Here is a 17389-nt window from a genome sequence, read left to right as displayed (position 1 = left end):
ACTCTTTTTCATTCCCCATCCAGAACTCAATTTTCTTCTCTCCTATTTTAGTTTCACACTATAATATCTCATTGCTTCTAAACTGCCTTCTACATCGAAAATTCCTTTTTCAATCAGCTTTCTTACCCGATATTCTAAAAATTCATCTCCAACATATTGCTCTATATGTCCTAACACTTCACCAATCAGTCTAGCTGACTTCATGAAGTCCTTCACTTCTTGCTGACTATGCAAGTATTGTGCTGTTGAAATCAGAAGTTCATCAAAATAATCTTCAGACACAAACCTGACTTTTCCGTCCTCCCAAATTCTTAATGTTTCTTGATGTGTTGAAAGTTGAAGCCATTCTTGAACATATTGCTCTTTTTCCAGCTGTGATAATAGAGGCTGTTTCTTGCCCTGCTCGAAAATCACTTTAAGCTTTTCAGGAGAGATTTCACCTGCATGTAAGGGGAAGAATTCTATATTAGGTTGATAAAATTGTTGAACAAATATATTTGCACAATTAATAACTTTGATGTTATGAGCTTTATTTTTTAAAAGATATAGAGCAAATCTTAGCCCCGTTTGTTCATGAGCATTATTCGCAACCCATATCGTAACAGGTACATCTTCTGGAATCTTTTCGATTTGATCAACTGTTTTCCTAAAGCCTTTCATGTATTCATCCAGTTCGTCAAACTCATCATTCATGCTATTTTTCTTCCAAGCAAATCTTTCCTCCATACCACTTTTCTTATGCAGCTGCCAAATAGGACCTACGGAAAAAATGTCCCAAAACGAGATCACCGCTTCCTCATGATTAACGCCCAATTCTTTCAGCGCTACTTTTAAACTTCCCGCGGGAGAAGCTCCAAATAAAATATGAATCATTTTATACGTATGTTTATCTTCAATCACTTTTCGTTTATCTGATAGTTCAAAAACCATTTTGGACATTTCTTTAACTTTAGTGATAAATTCTGCTTCTGAGTATTGTTTTTCAGACAATAATTGAACGTTAAGAAGGAAATGAAACAACAAAGATTTTGCTTCTTCCTCCGGCAATTCAGTAATAACCTGTTTCAGTTTTTCAATTTCCATTATTATTCCTCCTAAAGCACAATAAAGTAGAAAAAGACCAATTCACTTCGTCTCTATGAATTTATTTTTCTAAAGATCGTTAAACAAGCTTATACATTAAAACATCATCAACATATTCATTGTCATTCATTTTGATTTCATTCACTTTTCGGCCTTCTTCAACAAATCCAAGACTCTTATATAATGCGATCGCTCTATGGTTAGTTGAGAAAACGCCTAAACTTACCTTTTCAATTAAAGGATTCTTTTCTGCCCACTCCTGTAGTGCATGAATAAGCAATTTACCCATCCCTAATCCTCTATATTCCTTATCGATCATGACCCCGAATGAGCCCGTATGTGATAATCTTTTACGAGTATGGGATTGAAATACGATCCAACCGATCCCTTTACTGTTTATTTCAGCTACAATGATTGTTTCTCTATCATTAGCAATAATATTTTTCAACCAATCAATTTGCTGCTCGACCGTATTAGTAAATTCTTCTGGCTCTGAAATCAAAAAATCATTTTCTGAAATAACCTCTCGCTGAATACGTAAGATCGATTCAGCATCATCTAATTGACCTGTACGAACCTTGACATTTCGTTCATTTTCAACTGTTTTCATTATGTCCTCCACACATCTCAAAGTAAGATTACAAACTAGTTTACATATTACTAATTCTTGTTACTGTATGAATATCCTTCCCTTCATACCAAAAAAGCCTGAAGGACACACGAGCAGAAGCTGTTCCTAATGATAGAACATCATTCTACTCACATATCCTACAGGCAATCGTAACATGTTATTTCTTAAGATGATACGGTACTGTCGTAATCACGACATTTCTTCGATATAGCAAAAATGTGCGTATTAATAAGCTTGATTGGTTGTGTAAAATATTATGCCAGCCCTTTTTTGGTATAAATTGTGGAATCACGACCGTTACTTTATAATTCGCTTCGTTTGCTTTATGTTCAACCGTATCCACGAATTTAGTTAATGGTTGAATAATACTACGATACTGTGAATGCAACGTAACGAGTCTTATATCTGGCTGCCACTTTTTCCACTTCTCTGCAAACTTTCTTTCCTCTTCTCGATCAAATGCAACATAAACAGCAATAATTTGATAAGCAGATAAAGATTTCGCATAACTTAACGAGTTTTCTACTACATGGGTAATGCCTGCTACAGGCACGATAATGACATTTCCTTCAATCGGTTCACATTGTTCACTTGTTGTCAGACGCAACTGTTCGCCTACTGCTTCATAATGTTTACGTATTCTATGAAACAAATAAATAATTATTGGCAAAAAGATGAGTACTGGCCATACATGCGTAAACTTCGTAATAAAGAAGATAATTGTCACTGTGAAGCTTATGAATGCACCAATTGTGTTCACGATAAGCTTTGGTATCCATCCAGCTGGTTTTTCTCGAATCCATTTTACCATCATTCCTGTTTGCGATAAGGTAAACGGGATAAACACCCCTACTGCATATAGGGGAATAAGCTGTTCCGTCCTTCCTTCAAAAGCAATAATTAACAAAATGGAGAAAAGGCCCAGAATGATAATTCCATTCGAATAGCCTAAACGATCCCCTCGAATCTTAAACATTCTCGGAATAAATTTATCATTAGCAAGGTTAACGGCAAGCATTGGAAAAGCTGTATAGCCCGTATTAGCCGCAAGAATTAAGATTAATGCGGTTGTACCTTGAATGAAGTAATACATGGTATTCCTACCGAATACGCCCTCTGCGATTTGTGAAACGACGGTTACTTTTTCACTTGGCGCAATGCCGTAATAATAAGCTAAAAATACAATTCCAGAAAATAAAATACATAACAAAGTTCCCATCGCAATTAATGTTTTAGCTGCATTATTAGGAGCAGGATTTTTGAAATTCGGAATCGCATTGGAGATAGCTTCTACTCCTGTTAATGCAGAGCTTCCTGAAGCAAATGCTCTTAGTAAAATGAATAAGCTTATTCCTGCCACTGGTGTTCCGATAGAAGTATGCAATTCAGGAGAAACTTGGCCTGTCATAATCCGATAAAGCCCTACTCCGATTAAAATAAATAATGTTATGACAAATAAATATACTGGATAAGCTAGTATTGAAGCTGACTCCGTAACTCCTCTTAAATTTAAAATTGTAATGATAAAGACAAAGATAATGGCAATGCCTACATTATAATCGTGTAAAATCGGAAAGGCAGATGTAATGGCATCTGTACCAGCTGATACACTAACTGCCACCGTTAAAATATAATCTACTAAAAGTGAGCCCCCAGCGATTAAGCCTGCATTAGTGCCTAAATTATTTTTCGATACGATATAAGCTCCGCCGCCGTGTGGATAAGCAAAAACAATTTGCCGATAGGATAAAATTAAAGCGGTTAACAAAATGAGTACACCAACTGCGATCGGAATAGAATACCAAAATGCTGTTGTACTAACTGTTACTAGCACAATCAAAATTTGTTCTGGACCATAGGCTACAGAGGATAAAGCATCAGAAGAAAGTATTGCTAATGCCTTCTTTTTATTAAGTTTCTGCTCGCCTAATTCCGTTGATTTTAATGGACGTCCGATTAATAAACGTTTGATAGAAGACAACAATGCTATTCACCCTCTTAAAAAATAATGTAGTAAAACTTAGTTTGACTTTAAATGCCTAGGTCAATTCCACTTAGAAAAACTTGGCGTTCACACTTGTTTAAACGACACGATCGGCGAAATAGATAACTAAAAAACATAAAAGCCCCAATTCATGGATCAAAAAAACGCCTTCAAGCCATTAGCAAATAGACCTGTAGACGTTAATTTTTTAAAGTCATACAAGTTCCACCTTCCTTCTCATATAACGCTTACGAGGTTAGCTGTCGGATTCGGACCTGTGAGTAGCCCTACCTATCAAATTTGCCTTAGCGTATTTATGCCTCCCAGATTTTTACGAATATCTTTACATATCTGAGGCATTTGCCAAAGGCTTAAACCTTATTCAGCTGAGCGTAAAGTAAAAACTTTACACCCTTCTCCACACGAAGCAATTGCTGAATGAAGTTAAATAGGATTCACCCCTTGGATTATTCATAATCCATAAGTTCGGTTCCCCCGCACCAAAGGTTTCAGCGATTTAATTAGTGAAACTACCATCAGTGAATGTGATTACACTCAAAAGACTTGTGGCAACATGTTGCATGCAGTCATTCACTGAATGTGAAATATGAAACTGTTAGTTATAATACTCCTGTAATTACGGATTGTAAATACTATTTTTTATACATTTTTTCGCACGAATAAGACAAATTTATCCATTGCAAGTTGGCCAATAATTTACTATAATTCAATATATTAATATAATATTCCCATTCACCGATGGGGTAGAGGCTGCGGCTTATAAGAGTAAAGCGGACGAGATTCAATGAAATTGATGACTCCGATTTTGAAAGGATAAGCTGCCGAAGCTTGGATAAATCATTGTATATCCTTGCTGGGGGTGTTTTCGAACAGGAACACCACTGTCACGTTTTTCACGTGGAGAGCTATCTTCGGAAGGATTTAACGGACCTATTCAACAGCCGTCGATCTTTTTCGACGGCTGTTTTTATTTTTTGTACGAATGTGCCTCCGATACATTTTAAGAACAATTGCTAAATAGCTCTCTCACTTCAAAATGATAAATTATGTGTTACACAAAAGGAGTGTACAAGTTGGCAAAAACAGCAACATCATCAAACCCTACACAATTAAAACGAACACTGAAAGCACGTCATCTTATGATGATCTCTCTCGGTGGATCGATCGGGACAGGGATATTTTTAGCAAGTGGAGGAGCTGTACATACAGCTGGACCAGGAGGTGCCTTAGCTGCCTATGCAGCCGTAGCAATCATGGTCTATTTTCTTATGACAAGCCTTGCTGAAATGGCCGCATATATGCCAGTTGCTGGTTCATTCAAAGTGTATGCAACGAAATTCGTTGAACCAGGATTTGGCTTTGCGATTGGCTGGAATTATTGGTATAACTGGGCCATTACTATTGCCGCTGAACTAGCAGCCGTTGTGCTAATTATGAAGTTTTGGTTTCCTGAAAGTCCTTCATTTATTTGGAGTGGCCTCGCACTCCTGCTCATGTTCGGCTTCAACTATTTATCTGTTAAAGGATTTGGAGAGGCAGAGTTTTGGTTTGCACTTATTAAAATTGTAACGGTTATTATTTTTATCATTACTGGATTTTTCATGATTTTTGGCATTATGGGGGGAGAAACCATTGGCTTTAAGAACTTCACTATTGAAGATGCACCTTTTAATGGAGGCTTCTTTGCCATTCTTGGTGTCTTTATGGCTGCAGGCTTCTCATTCCAAGGAACAGAATTACTCGGGGTAGCTGCTGGAGAAAGTGAAAATCCTGAAAAAACAATTCCAAAAGCGATAAACTCCGTATTTTGGCGAATTTTACTGTTTTACATTTTAGGGATATTTGTCATCGGCATGATTATTCCTTATACAGATGAACGGCTATTAAGTGAAGCTGTTTCCGTGAGCCCCTTCACACTCGTTTTCGAACGTGCAGGATTTGCTTTTGCAGCGTCCGTCATGAACGCCATTATTTTAACTGCTGTATTATCTGCAGGTAACTCAGGCATGTATGCGTCAACCCGAATGCTTTGGGACTTAGCACGTGATGGAAACGCACCGAAATTCTTAGCAAAGCTTGATAAAAGAGGCGTACCTGTCAACGCACTAATCGTTACAGCATTAGTTGGATCCCTTGCCTTTTTAACGACGATCTTTGGCGATGGTCAAGTATATATTTGGTTATTAAATGCTTCAGGGATGGCTGGATTTGTAACATGGCTAGGTATTGCCATTAGTCATTATCGCTTCCGCAGAGCCTATATCGCTCAAGGCGGTGACCTAAACAAACTGCCCTATCGTGCAAAATGGTTCCCATTCGGGCCATTATTCGCATTAATTCTATGTATCATTATTATTTTAGGCCAAAACTTCCAAGCCTTCACAGATGGAACAATTGATTGGCACAGCATTATCGCAGCCTATATCGGCTTACCACTGTTCTTAATTGTTTGGCTTAGTTATAAAATCAAACATAAAACAAAGCTCATTCCATTGAAAGAATGTGATTTTGAGAATTAGATCATTTTCAATGGAAATAATTCTCTCAAAAGAGTGTGGATGAAGGCGGTTCACGGGAATCTAATGAAAAACGATCTTGTTCGGCTTGATTGAGGTCGGTTCGCAGAAGTCAACGATAGAATCGACCTCTTTCAAACTGATTAAGGTCGATTTACTGGACTTATATAAAAGATTCGACCTCGTTCTAACTGATTCAGGTCGATTTGCAGAACTTATACAAAAGAATCGGCTTCGTTCTAACTGTTAAGGTCGATTTACAGGACTCATACAAAAGATTCGACCTCGGTCACTTGATTAAGGTCGATTTGAGAGATTCATACAAAAGATTCGACTTCGTTGACATTATTAAAGGCGATTCTCAGTTATCATACGATAGAAACGGTCTCGCACAACCTAATAAAAGTGATTTCCTCTGAATAACAACAAAAGAATCGATCTCAATGGGTATTGTATGAGATGATTCTTTCGTGTTTAGCAAAAAACGGATACGCATTTTTACGAAAGAACAGGGGAAAATGGTTCCTAAATCAACTTATATAATGTCCAATTAATTTGAAATTTCCTGAACAAGTTTCGTGAACCACTTTTTCAAATCTTGAAATTGAAAGCCTGCTGCTTCTGCTTTCGCTGTATCCATATACCAATCAGCAGGAACGCCAAAAGGAGATTGATTTTCCTCATCTGTTTGCTGTTCAACAATTGCCTGTTTCTGAACAGCTTCTTCAATGATAGAGAGGATCTCACGCAAAGACAGCTCCCCTTTGGAGCAAGCATTTATTGGCCCTTCTATTTGTTGATTACCGAGCCAATTAAGGAATGAGGCTGCCTCATCTGAAGAAATAAACGAGAGTAATGCATTCAAATTTGGAATACCAATTGGTTTGCCATTTTTTATTTGCTCAATATGAAAATGTAGTCGCTTCGTATAGTCATCTACCCCTAGAACAATCGGAAAACGGACAGCACTAACTGGAAAATCCGCCTTTTGATAAAAGACCGCTTCTGTTAGGCGTTTGCCCTCTCCATAAGAAAAATCCGTTTTCGTTCCAATTTTAATCGGATAAGAATTAGGATTGAAATCTTCCTCTTTCCTACTACCATCTGCAAATTCGTATACTGATAGAGTTGAAGTTAATATGTAATGTTTTACCTTTCCGGAAAAAACTTCACATGCTTCACTAGCTTCCTTTGATGTATAACAAATATTATCATAAACAACATCCCAGTTTGTGTCTCCAACTGCTGATTTTAAAGATTGATAGTCCTCTCGATCAATGCTCAACCGACTTACCTTATCTCCGAAAGGATCTTTTGTTCTCCCTCTCGTTGCAATCGTTACATCATGTCCGTTTTCTAATAGAAGATTCACAAGCTTTTTACCGAAAAATCTAGTTCCACCTAACACTAGTACTTTTTTCAATAGGTTCATCTCCCTTCCAACTTATTAACAATTTTAATTCAATTTTCCATTTTTTAGCAAGAAAAAGGGGCAGAGCAAAATTACTCTTCCTAATAATTAAGAAATTTTGAGTACACTAGGTTGCAGTTTACTGTGTGGTACTCTTTGAAACCACCGGATATGTGGTTTTCACTTAGCCGTGGTCGCATTCACTTACTTTGAGACCACAAGGGACTCGGTTTTCCCTGAGCTGTGGTCGCTTTCATTTGCTTTGAGACCACCAGATACTCGGCTTTCCCTGAGCTGTGGTCGCTTTGGCTTGCTTTGAGACCACAAGGGACTCGGTTTTCCCTGAGCTGTGGTCGCATTCACTTACTTTGAGACCACTAGGTACACAGTTTTCTCTGAGCTGTGGTCGCATTCACTTACTTTGAGACCACCAGATACTCAGTTTCACCTAACCATGGTCTCAAAAAGATAATTTTTTAAAAAATAAACGCCACCTATAAAACATATTCAGGCACCCATCCTACAAGACCATTTTGCTTTTTAACTAGTACATAGCCAGATTGCTGTGCATCCAGCACTTTTACAACTTCATCCTTCTGGACCGATAAAAATGTTGTGCTTAGATCATCTTTACAGTACACAGCGTCATCCTTTTCAACTAAATATTCATTTTTTATCCATTGTTCGATGCCGAGAGTGATATTTTTGCAGAGTGTAAAATAACGCTCACTAAGCATCACGCTCATTTTGTAATTTGGATAGGTTACGGTGCCGACGCGATTTGTTTGATCTACATAACCGCTTTTCACAGTACGCTCTTCTAATAGCTCGTCAACAAACTGAAATGAAATTTGATTTTGTTCAATAATTAGTGCGTTCAGCTGGCCATCTGCTTTAATCTGGTTTCCACCATCGATCGCAATTATTTTTTTCTCCAAATTAATGAGTGGGTTGTTCGAGCTTTCGACATTATCACGGTAATTGACGGCTGGCCAGTGTCCTACAATTACATTTTTCTTTGCTTGATGTCCTTTGTTCAAAAATGAATCGATTGCTAACGCATTCCCTTCAGAAGTTTGCTCCCAATCGGTACGATTCTCTATTCCTGCATGAACGATAATAAAGTCCTCTGTTTCATAAGCAATAGGCAAAAATTCAAACCAATCAATTATCTCTTGAGCATGTTCTTTATAAAATTGAGCAAGCTGTTTTACATCACGAAAATCTTCTACAGATTGTTGTTGCTCTGCCAGCAGCTCATTTAATACTGAATTTCTCCTCTTTTTCATATAGTTTAAAATATCTTCATTTCCTTCAAACACATAGCGATACAAAACATCGCAATTTCCTTTCGTCACGAAAACATCGGGCGCTTGTTCCATAAGCTTCTTAACATAGCGAACAACCTCTAAGCTGTTCGCTCCTTTTTCACATAAGTCACCATTGATAAACAAATAATCATCATTTGAATAATTTACTTTATCTAATAGTCTCTTAAATAATGATAAATTAGCGTGAATATCAGATATAATAATAACTCTTCGATTTGGATTTAACGTTACTTTTTGAATATTTAACATTTGAATCTCCTAAATTTTAAATAGTTAAAAATCTCCGAATACATTTTATTATACCATCCTCATGGCGGAATGAATGTTAGGATCATTGAGCTTTACATAAAACTTATTAGAAAAACTTGGCGTTCGCCAAGTCCTTCGGCGAATGTCTTAGCTGTTCTTATGCGGTATTATATAGCAGTAATTTATTTGAATGTAAATTTACTTTAGTACGTTAATAACCTTAAACTTTCCTATTAGCCAAAAAAGTCCAAACATACATATTTCGGCATCTTATTTTTAAAAATTCCTTTATACTTCATTACATCCTTGCCTCCACCATCAATTCATGCTAATATAACTGAAATATCCTAAATAAATACAAATCAATGAAGAGAACAAGTACGTTTTGGAGATACTCTACAGCGAGCTGGGGATGGTGGAAGCCAGCGAGGAAGGCCTGACGGAATAATCATCTCTGAGATGCGAGACTGAACGATAGAGTGAAACGAATCAGTGAGCGTGTGTACTGCACTCCATACTGATGGCCTTTTTACAAGTAAGTCTTGACGGGATTCCGCCGTTACAAGGAACGCGTATGATTGTACGTTGGCAAAGTGCTGTTGCTATTATTGCAGCAGAATTTGGGTGGTAACGCGGGTATAACACTCGTCCCTTTCATAGGGACGGGTGTTTTTTGTTTGCTAATAGGAAAGTTTAAGTTTGTTAACGTACTTAAGTGAAATGAAGTTCAAATAATATTAGCATTTATCACACCGCATAAGAAAAGCTAGAGTATTTGCCGAAAGGACTTGGCAAATGCCAAGTTTTTCTAATATAAAAGGAGGAAGAATCAATGGAGCAAAAGGAAACAGCGACAATGCGTGAAAAAAGAGTCCTACATTTTTGGGAGGAGCAGCATATTTTTCAAAAATCGATTGAGAATAGAGAAAATGCTGAGTCCTCTGTTTTCTATGAAGGGCCGCCAACAGCAAATGGCCTTCCTCACGTTGGCCATGCTCTTGGCAGAACAATTAAAGACATTATTGCTCGTTATCATACGATGCAAGGCAAGCAGGTGATTCGGAAAGCAGGCTGGGATACACATGGATTGCCTGTTGAATTAGGAGTGGAGAAGGCTTTAGGCATCTCGGGAAAGCAGGAGATCGAGGAGTACGGGGTAGAGGCTTTTATTAAAAAATGTAAGGAAAGTGTCTTTTCCTATGAACAGCAATGGCGGGAGTTTACAAATGCTTTAGGCTATTGGGTTGATATGGATAATCCTTATATGACAATGAGTAATGATTATATTGAATCTGTCTGGCATATCCTCGGAACGATTCATGACAAAGGCTGGCTCTATAAAGGGCATCGTGTATCACCTTACTGTCCGAGCTGCCAAACGTCATTAAGCTCCCATGAGGTCGCCCAAGGTTATAAAGATGTAAAGGATTTAAGTGCTACGGTCAAATTTAAGCTGAAAGATAAAGCGAATGAATATGTGTTAGGCTGGACGACAACTCCTTGGACGCTGCCTGCCAATGTAGCACTAGCCGTAAATAAAGATTTCGATTATGTAAAGGTGAAAGTAAAGGACGACATCTATATTGTCTCAGCCTCAAGAACGAAGCATATTTTTTCTGGAGATGGTGAGATTGTCGAGACAGTGAAAGGGAAGGAATTAATCGGACTCGCTTATGAGCCTCCCTTCCAATTTATTGAAGTAGAAAAAGGGCATTACATTGTCAGCGCTAGCTTCGTAACCGAAGAGAGTGGAACAGGAATTGTCCATATCGCACCAGCTTACGGGGAAGATGATTATCGTCTCGTTCAAGAACATAATCTCAGTTTCGTAAATGTTGTTGATGAAAGAGGAAAATATATAGATGTTGTGACTCCCCTCGCAGGAAAGTTTGTGAAAGATTGTGATGTCGAAATTATTAAGCTGCTTCATGAAAAAGGGCTGTTATTCCATAAAGAACGATATGAACATTCTTATCCACATTGCTGGAGATGTGACACTCCATTGCTCTATTATGCAACTGACAGCTGGTTCATTAAAACAACTGCTCTAAAGGATGAGTTTATTGCCAAGAACCAGCAGGTAAACTGGTTTCCAGACCATATTAAAAATGGACGCTTCGGCAACTTTCTTGAAGGGTTAGTCGATTGGAATATTAGTCGAAACCGCTTTTGGGGAACTCCTTTAAATGTATGGATATGCTCCTCTTGTCAAAAAGAATACGCACCAAAAAGCATGCATGAATTAAAGGAGTTAGCCGCAAAACCTTTCATGGATCTTGAGCTTCATAAGCCATATGTCGACGAAGTTACCCTACATTGTCCTTCATGTAGCGGAGTGATGCATCGAACTTCTGAGGTTATCGATGTATGGTTTGACAGTGGCTCAATGCCATTTGCCCAATATCATACTCCATTTGAAAACAATGATGTTTTGAACAATCAATTTCCTGCGGACGTTGTGGTCGAAGGCATTGATCAAACCCGTGGCTGGTTTTACTCATTGCTTGCAGTCTCTATTTTATATACAGGGAGAGCTCCTTACAAAAATGTACTCGCTACAGGACATGTCCTTGATGAGCATGGACAAAAAATGTCAAAGAGTAAAGGAAATGCCCTCAATCCTGTTGAGCTAATTAAAACATACGGTGCAGATGCACTTAGATGGGCGCTTGTCGAGGATAGTGCCCCATGGAATCAGAAAAGATTTTCAGAACGAAATGTTCAAGAGGCAAAGTCCAAGCTAGTTGATACAATGATAAGTTTATTTTATTTTTATCAGCTTTATGCAGAGATTGATGAGTTCAACCCACATGCAAGTAAAGGGATCAAGCTCTCCATAATGGATGAATGGGTCCTTTCTCGATTGGCTACTACAGCAAAACAAATGAAAAAAGAATTGAATGAGTATCAGCTAACAAATGCAGCAAGATTAGCTGGGCAGCTAGTTGAAGAAATAAGCAATTGGTATATTAGAAGAAATCGCGAACGATTTTGGAGTGAAGGGATGACTGAAGATAAAGCTGCTGCTTTTCATACTTTGTATACGCTGCTTACGAATATATCAAAGCTGTTAGCACCGTTTATCCCATTTACAACAGATGCGATTTACTATTCCTTAGAAGGTGAAAGTGTTCATTTAGCTGATTACCCTAATCTGAATGAAGAGTTAATCAAGCCATTACTCGAAGAACAAATGCAGGCCGTCTTAGAGATTGTCGAATTAGGACGCAGTGTACGCCATAGTGAGCAGCTAAAAACGAAGCAGCCGTTAGCTAAAATGATCATGATTTCTAATTTCTTGGATCATGATACACTAGTACCTTTTGAGGAAATTATTAAAGATGAGCTAAATGTTAAATCTTTGGAGTGGGCGGATTCCTCTAATCATTTAATTGACCACCAACTCAAACTAAATTTTAAAACAGCTGGTCCTAAACTTGGAAAACATGTAAATAATGCTAATCAACTTCTCCAAAATGCTTCACCTGAGAAAATTGATGATTTTCTAGTGAACAGAGCCTTAACCTTACAATTAGAAAATGGAGAGACCGTAAAGTTAGAAGAAGAAGATATACTTGTACAGAAAAAGACCGCATTGCAAGGTTTCTCAGAAGCAGCAAATCAAGCTTTTACCGTATTTTTAGACACAACTTTAACAGATCATTTGGTACAGGAAGGACTTGTTAGAGATTTTATCCGGACAGTTCAAGATATTCGCAAGAAAAGAAATTTACCTGTAGACAAACGCATTTTCCTATATGTATCTGCCTCGAATGAATTCATTGAAATCATGAAACAATTCGATTCCTTAATAAGAAAAGGCATTTTATTAAATGATATTTTTTATGAAAAAACGAAAGACATGGAGACATTATTGATTGGGGAGTATGAGGTTTTTATCGATATGCTATGACATAGAAAAACTGGTTTGTATTAAACAGACCAGTTTTTCTATTTTATTAACTTTTATCATTAGCATTCTTCAATTTTTCTGCTTTCAGGTGCCCATGTTTCATTTTAATACTGATAATATTCACGAAGCTTATCAATTTCTGAAAAATAAGGGCATTGAAATTGTAAATCACCTTGAGGATAATGGGCATTATTTTACTATTAAAGATCCGTATGGAAATATATTGATGATTTGCCAAATATAAATATAAGAGCTCAAAAAAAAGCTAAGAGGATCGCATCGTAATGATACAGGAGCCAATTCGGAATAGGAAGAGAGGCTACCTTACAAGTTGCTATTGAAGGCCATACTATGATTAAGGCTTATCGAAACATGGAGTTAGGGTGTAAAGCACAAAAAGAAGGTATCGATTTTATCCTCTAAATTACTCCCAACTTTTAATAAGGGATCGTTCTTTATTCTTAATTTGAATGATTTAGCCTAATAAGAGTTGACAGTTCTTTAATTTTTCATTAAAGTTGCATTAGGTAAACTTTATTTACCTAGAGAAATAAATAATTGGAGGTGATAGCTTGTCTTCGTTTACTTTACCAAGTCTTGGCTATGCTTATGATGAACTAGAGCCTTATATTGATGCTCGTACATTGGAAATTCATCATAGTAAACATCACGCGACCTATGTAAACAATCTTAATGTCGCATTGGAAAACTATGAAGAGCTAAAGTCAAGGCCGCTTGAAGGATTATTAAAGAATCTTGAGCAATTGCCTGTCGAGGTAAAAACAGCAGTGCAAAATAACGGTGGAGGCCATTATTGTCATAGCCTCTTTTGGGAAGTCATGAGCCCAAAAGGCGGTGGAGAACCGACTGCTGATATTGCAAAAGCCATTGATCATTATTTCCAAACATTCGATCGATTTCAGGATGAATTATCAAAGGCTGCAATTGGAAGGTTTGGGAGTGGATATGGATGGCTTGTCCTTGATGGTGAAGACCTATCGGTCATCAGCACTCCGAACCAAGATACTCCTCTGAAAGATGACTTAATTCCCCTCCTTGTCATTGATGTGTGGGAGCATGCTTATTACTTAAAGTATCAAAATCGCCGTCCTGAATTTGTTACCAACTGGTGGAACCTAGTGAATTGGGACACAGTTAATGAGCAATATTTGAAAGCGTTAATGGAGAATGCTGTGCAATCTAAGTAAGTCTTATTTATTCGTAGCATAAGGTAATTGTGGTAATTATCGCGTATGGAATTTGTGGTAAGTTCCATACAAATTTTTTAGCTTTTGGTTAACTGTATAACCAAAAGCTCTTTTTGTTTTTTAGGATTGACTACGATCAAGATACAGGATAGAATAAACATTAAATTAAATATTTGTAATTTTCTTATCAAGAGAGGTTGAGGGACTGGCCCTTTGAAGCCTCAGCAACAGACTTATAACTTCGCCAAGGCGTTGTTTAGCAGTACTGTGCTAATTCCAGAAGCAAAATGCTTGAAGATAAGAAGGGATAATCGTAGCGGTGCTATAACCTCTTCTTATTTTTAAGAAGAGGTTTTTTTAATTAAATCAAAAGGAGAATGTATGATGACGAACGAATTAATCAATGCCATTAACGTGTTAAAAGAAAAACGCTGGGTTGACTTGACCCATACTTTTGGACCGGATTCCCCACACTTTTCAGCTTTCGAGTCAGCAGAATTTAAAACACTTTTTACCCATGAAGACGGATTTTTTGCACAAAGCTTTACATTCCCTGGACAGTACGGAACACATATTGACGCACCCATTCATTTCGTTCGAAATACCCGATATTTAGATGAAATTGAATTGAAAGAACTCGTTTTACCACTCGTAGTGATTGATAAGTCAAAAGAAGCGGAAATTGATCATAATTTCACCTTATCAGTGAATGATATTTTGGACTTTGAAAAAGAGCATGGTCAAATAGAGGCAGGTACTTTCGTTGCCTTGCGAACAGACTGGAGTAAACGCTGGCCAAACAAGGACGCTTTCAATAATAAAGATGCAGATGGAAATAATCATGCACCAGGTTGGTCTTTTTCCGCTCTGAGATTTTTATTCGAGGAAAGAAAAATTAAAGCCGTAGGGCATGAAACCTTTGATACAGATCCAAGTATTGATTATCAAAGAAATGGTTCGCTCATTGGAGAATACTACGTACTTGAACAAAATACATATCAAGTAGAGCTTCTAACAAACTTAGATCAAGTCCCCCCTAAAGGTGCCGTTATTCTCAATATTGTTCCGAAGCCTGAAAAAGCTTCAGGGTTTCCAGTAAGATCATTCGCCATTCTCCCTTAAGAAAATATTAAGAAGAGCACAAATCTCCTCATGATTTGTGCCCCTTCTTGCGAAATTATTTTTTCTTTACTTTTCAGGAACTAACTCTATTGTCGTTACACTGACTCCTAATTGTGTCAAAGCATGAGCTAATATTCCCATGCCAGCTCCTAATTCTAGCATTTTATGAAATTCTCTTCCGACTTGCTCTATTATTTCTTCTGCCTGAATAGTAAGCTCACGTTCCATCTCACTATCTATCCTAAGGTTCAACATTTCAAATTGATTTTTATAAAAATCTTTTACCCATGATTGGCTCATTATTTATTCCTCCTAGTCATCGTTTCATCTATGACAAAAGAAGAATAAAATTCAGAATCCCCATAAACGTCGCTCCTTTCCAATCATTAATCTTCTTTACTTCTCTTTCTCTCTTCGTATTGAAACTCCATTTCAAACTCTGGATGGTCTTTATCAAAATCTAGCATTTCACAACCGATCTTTTTATAAAATTGGATTGCATCCTTGCTTGAATTCCATTGAAGCCAACTCGTATTTCTTTTTCGACACCATGTATACACATGCTCCATTATTTTTTTCGCAATTCCCTTTTCTCGGAAAGCCGAATCTACAAATAAATCATGTAACCGACATGTTTTTTTACCTGTGCGGAGATGAAAACCAAAGTCTTGTGCGAGGCAATACCCGACAATTATTTCATCGACCATTGCAATTAGAATGAAGTAATCTTTATTTTTTATACTATTATTGAAGCGCTCATTTAACCCTTCTTCTAATACAAGTCCCATTTTCATGAATAACGGTTGCAAATTTTCGTAATCAGTTAATTGTGCTTCTCGATAAATAATTATTTTACATCACCCGTCATTTTTCAATTTTAGCTCATTAAATTTCTACAGTAGTATAAAATCTTTCCATTTGATTCCAATTAAATTGAAATTCACACACCACATAAGTTTATTTTTCAGTAATGATAGCTCTCAATCACATTCAAAAAATGGGCAAGTGCTTTAGATTGGTATTCATCTTTTCGGTATAAAAACAATGTTGGGATAAGCGATTGTTTTTCGTGAATTCGGTGGTATTGAATTTGGTGATATTTAGCCTGTTTCTTCACCACAGATAATGGAAGTAAACTCGCTCCTAGCCCTGCAGATACACAGCCTAAAAGTCCATCCAGTGTACCAAGTTCCATTACTTTTCTCGGAATAATTCCATCCATTTGCAGCCATTGCTCAAATAATGCTCTGTAGGAGCAGCCATTTCGAAAAACAATTAATGTACAGTCTGCTAAATTTTCCAATGAATGAATAGGAGCATGCATGAATGAGGTGACTAACACTAGTTCTTCGACAATGAGCTTTGTAGATTGTAGATGAGAATGAGAGATTGGCCCTGCCACAAAGGCGCCATCTAATTCATAGTCTTCTACCTTTTTTATGTTTTCTCTTGTCGGGCCAGTAGAAATCACAATATCTACATCAGGATTTTCCATATGAAACTTTGTTAATAATGGTGGAAGGTGAATCGCAGCAGTCGTTTCCATTGAGCCTATTCGTAATGGACCGCTCGCTTTTTCACTGTCCCCCATCATTTTCAACGTATCTTCGTAGAGCTGAATCATTTTATTCACTTCTTCAAATAATAATTCACCCTTCGGTGTCAAAGTAATCCCGCGATTATGGCGGTAAAACAATTGAGTATTATAGAGCTTTTCCAAGCTTTGAATTTTCATCGTAATATTTGATTGTGCATAGTTCAGCTCTAATGCCGCCTTCGATAAGCTCCCATTTTTTACAACACTTTTAAAAGCATATAAATCATGGATGTTCAATTTCTCCACCTCTTGCCATCAATAATATTGATATCAATTATAACATTTATGTATTTCTCCTGATACCAAACTTACTAGTAAAATTA

General features: G+C 37.2%; 13 protein-coding genes, 3 riboswitches and 1 other annotated feature. Of the genes, 5 read left to right on the top strand and 8 right to left on the bottom strand.

Annotated elements, in window-relative coordinates:
• Positions 1-42 precede the first annotated feature (42 nt).
• From KDN24_RS02890 to kimA, 3 genes are all read right to left on the bottom strand, one after another.
• Positions 43-1083: a DUF1835 domain-containing protein gene (locus KDN24_RS02890; protein WP_409975197.1), complete on the bottom strand. Its 1041-nt coding sequence runs from the start codon at positions 1081-1083 to the stop codon at positions 43-45.
• A gap of 79 nt (positions 1084-1162) precedes the next feature.
• On the bottom strand, positions 1163-1693 hold the full coding sequence (locus KDN24_RS02885; RefSeq protein WP_409975196.1) for a GNAT family N-acetyltransferase: 531 nt from the start codon (positions 1691-1693) through the stop codon (positions 1163-1165).
• Positions 1694-1871: 178 nt separating this feature from the next.
• Complete coding sequence (gene kimA, locus KDN24_RS02880) at positions 1872-3698, bottom strand: potassium transporter KimA (RefSeq protein WP_409975195.1); 1827 nt, start codon at positions 3696-3698, stop codon at positions 1872-1874.
• Positions 3699-3927: 229 nt separating this feature from the next.
• Positions 3928-4223: riboswitch (cyclic di-AMP (ydaO/yuaA leader) on the bottom strand.
• 232 nt (positions 4224-4455) lie between these two features.
• Positions 4456-4635: riboswitch (Lysine riboswitch) on the top strand.
• Between the two features lie 157 nt (positions 4636-4792).
• Here kimA and KDN24_RS02875 point away from each other — a divergent pair.
• The gene (locus KDN24_RS02875; protein WP_409975194.1) at positions 4793-6238 is read left to right on the top strand and encodes an amino acid permease; all 1446 of its coding nucleotides are present in this window, start codon (positions 4793-4795) and stop codon (positions 6236-6238) included.
• A gap of 547 nt (positions 6239-6785) precedes the next feature.
• On the opposite strand, the gene KDN24_RS02870 is transcribed toward KDN24_RS02875, so the two are convergent.
• Together KDN24_RS02870 and KDN24_RS02865 are read right to left on the bottom strand one after the other, a co-directional pair.
• A complete protein-coding gene (locus KDN24_RS02870; RefSeq protein ID WP_409975193.1) occupies positions 6786-7658 on the bottom strand; it encodes an NAD-dependent epimerase/dehydratase family protein in 873 nt (290 codons plus the stop codon).
• A gap of 482 nt (positions 7659-8140) precedes the next feature.
• Positions 8141-9226 carry a metallophosphoesterase gene (locus tag KDN24_RS02865; RefSeq protein ID WP_409975192.1) on the bottom strand — a complete coding sequence of 362 codons (1086 nt, stop codon included), beginning with the start codon at positions 9224-9226 and terminating at the stop codon, positions 8141-8143.
• 356 nt (positions 9227-9582) lie between these two features.
• Positions 9583-9882, top strand: a binding site (T-box leader).
• Between the two features lie 176 nt (positions 9883-10058).
• Between KDN24_RS02865 and ileS the strand changes: the two genes are divergently transcribed.
• The 4 genes from ileS to KDN24_RS02845 all read left to right on the top strand — a co-directional run bounded on the left by ileS (position 10059) and on the right by KDN24_RS02845 (position 15469).
• Positions 10059-13139 carry an isoleucine--tRNA ligase gene (gene ileS, locus KDN24_RS02860; RefSeq protein ID WP_491348286.1) on the top strand — a complete coding sequence of 1027 codons (3081 nt, stop codon included), beginning with the start codon at positions 10059-10061 and terminating at the stop codon, positions 13137-13139.
• Positions 13114-13383, top strand: a complete 270-nt coding sequence (locus tag KDN24_RS02855; protein WP_409975425.1) for a VOC family protein — start codon at positions 13114-13116, stop codon at positions 13381-13383. Before ileS ends, KDN24_RS02855 begins: the two co-directional genes overlap by 26 nt.
• Before the next feature lie 328 nt (positions 13384-13711).
• Positions 13712-14347 carry a superoxide dismutase gene (locus KDN24_RS02850; protein ID WP_409975190.1) on the top strand — a complete coding sequence of 212 codons (636 nt, stop codon included), beginning with the start codon at positions 13712-13714 and terminating at the stop codon, positions 14345-14347.
• A 181-nt stretch (positions 14348-14528) separates the two neighbouring features.
• A riboswitch (SAM riboswitch) is annotated at positions 14529-14651 on the top strand.
• An 80-nt stretch (positions 14652-14731) separates the two neighbouring features.
• Positions 14732-15469 (top strand): cyclase family protein, encoded by a 738-nt coding sequence (locus tag KDN24_RS02845; protein ID WP_409975189.1) that lies wholly within the window; start codon positions 14732-14734, stop codon positions 15467-15469.
• 66 nt (positions 15470-15535) lie between these two features.
• Here KDN24_RS02845 and KDN24_RS02840 read toward each other — a convergent pair whose 3' ends face one another.
• The 3 genes from KDN24_RS02840 to KDN24_RS02830 all read right to left on the bottom strand — a co-directional run bounded on the left by KDN24_RS02840 (position 15536) and on the right by KDN24_RS02830 (position 17303).
• Positions 15536-15769 (bottom strand): class I SAM-dependent methyltransferase, encoded by a 234-nt coding sequence (locus KDN24_RS02840; RefSeq protein ID WP_409975188.1) that lies wholly within the window; start codon positions 15767-15769, stop codon positions 15536-15538.
• Between the two features lie 86 nt (positions 15770-15855).
• A complete protein-coding gene (locus KDN24_RS02835; RefSeq protein ID WP_409975187.1) occupies positions 15856-16263 on the bottom strand; it encodes a GNAT family N-acetyltransferase in 408 nt (135 codons plus the stop codon).
• Between the two features lie 170 nt (positions 16264-16433).
• On the bottom strand, positions 16434-17303 hold the full coding sequence (locus KDN24_RS02830) for a LysR family transcriptional regulator (RefSeq protein WP_409975186.1): 870 nt from the start codon (positions 17301-17303) through the stop codon (positions 16434-16436).
• Positions 17304-17389: the final 86 nt, after the last annotated feature.

It is taken from the genome of Cytobacillus sp. Bva_UNVM-123 (genome assembly GCF_046351715.2).
Taxonomy (GTDB): Bacteria; Bacillota; Bacilli; order Bacillales; family Cytobacillaceae; genus Cytobacillus.
The sequence above is the reverse complement of the archived record's forward strand: the minus strand, read 5'-3'. Positions and strand labels throughout refer to the sequence as shown.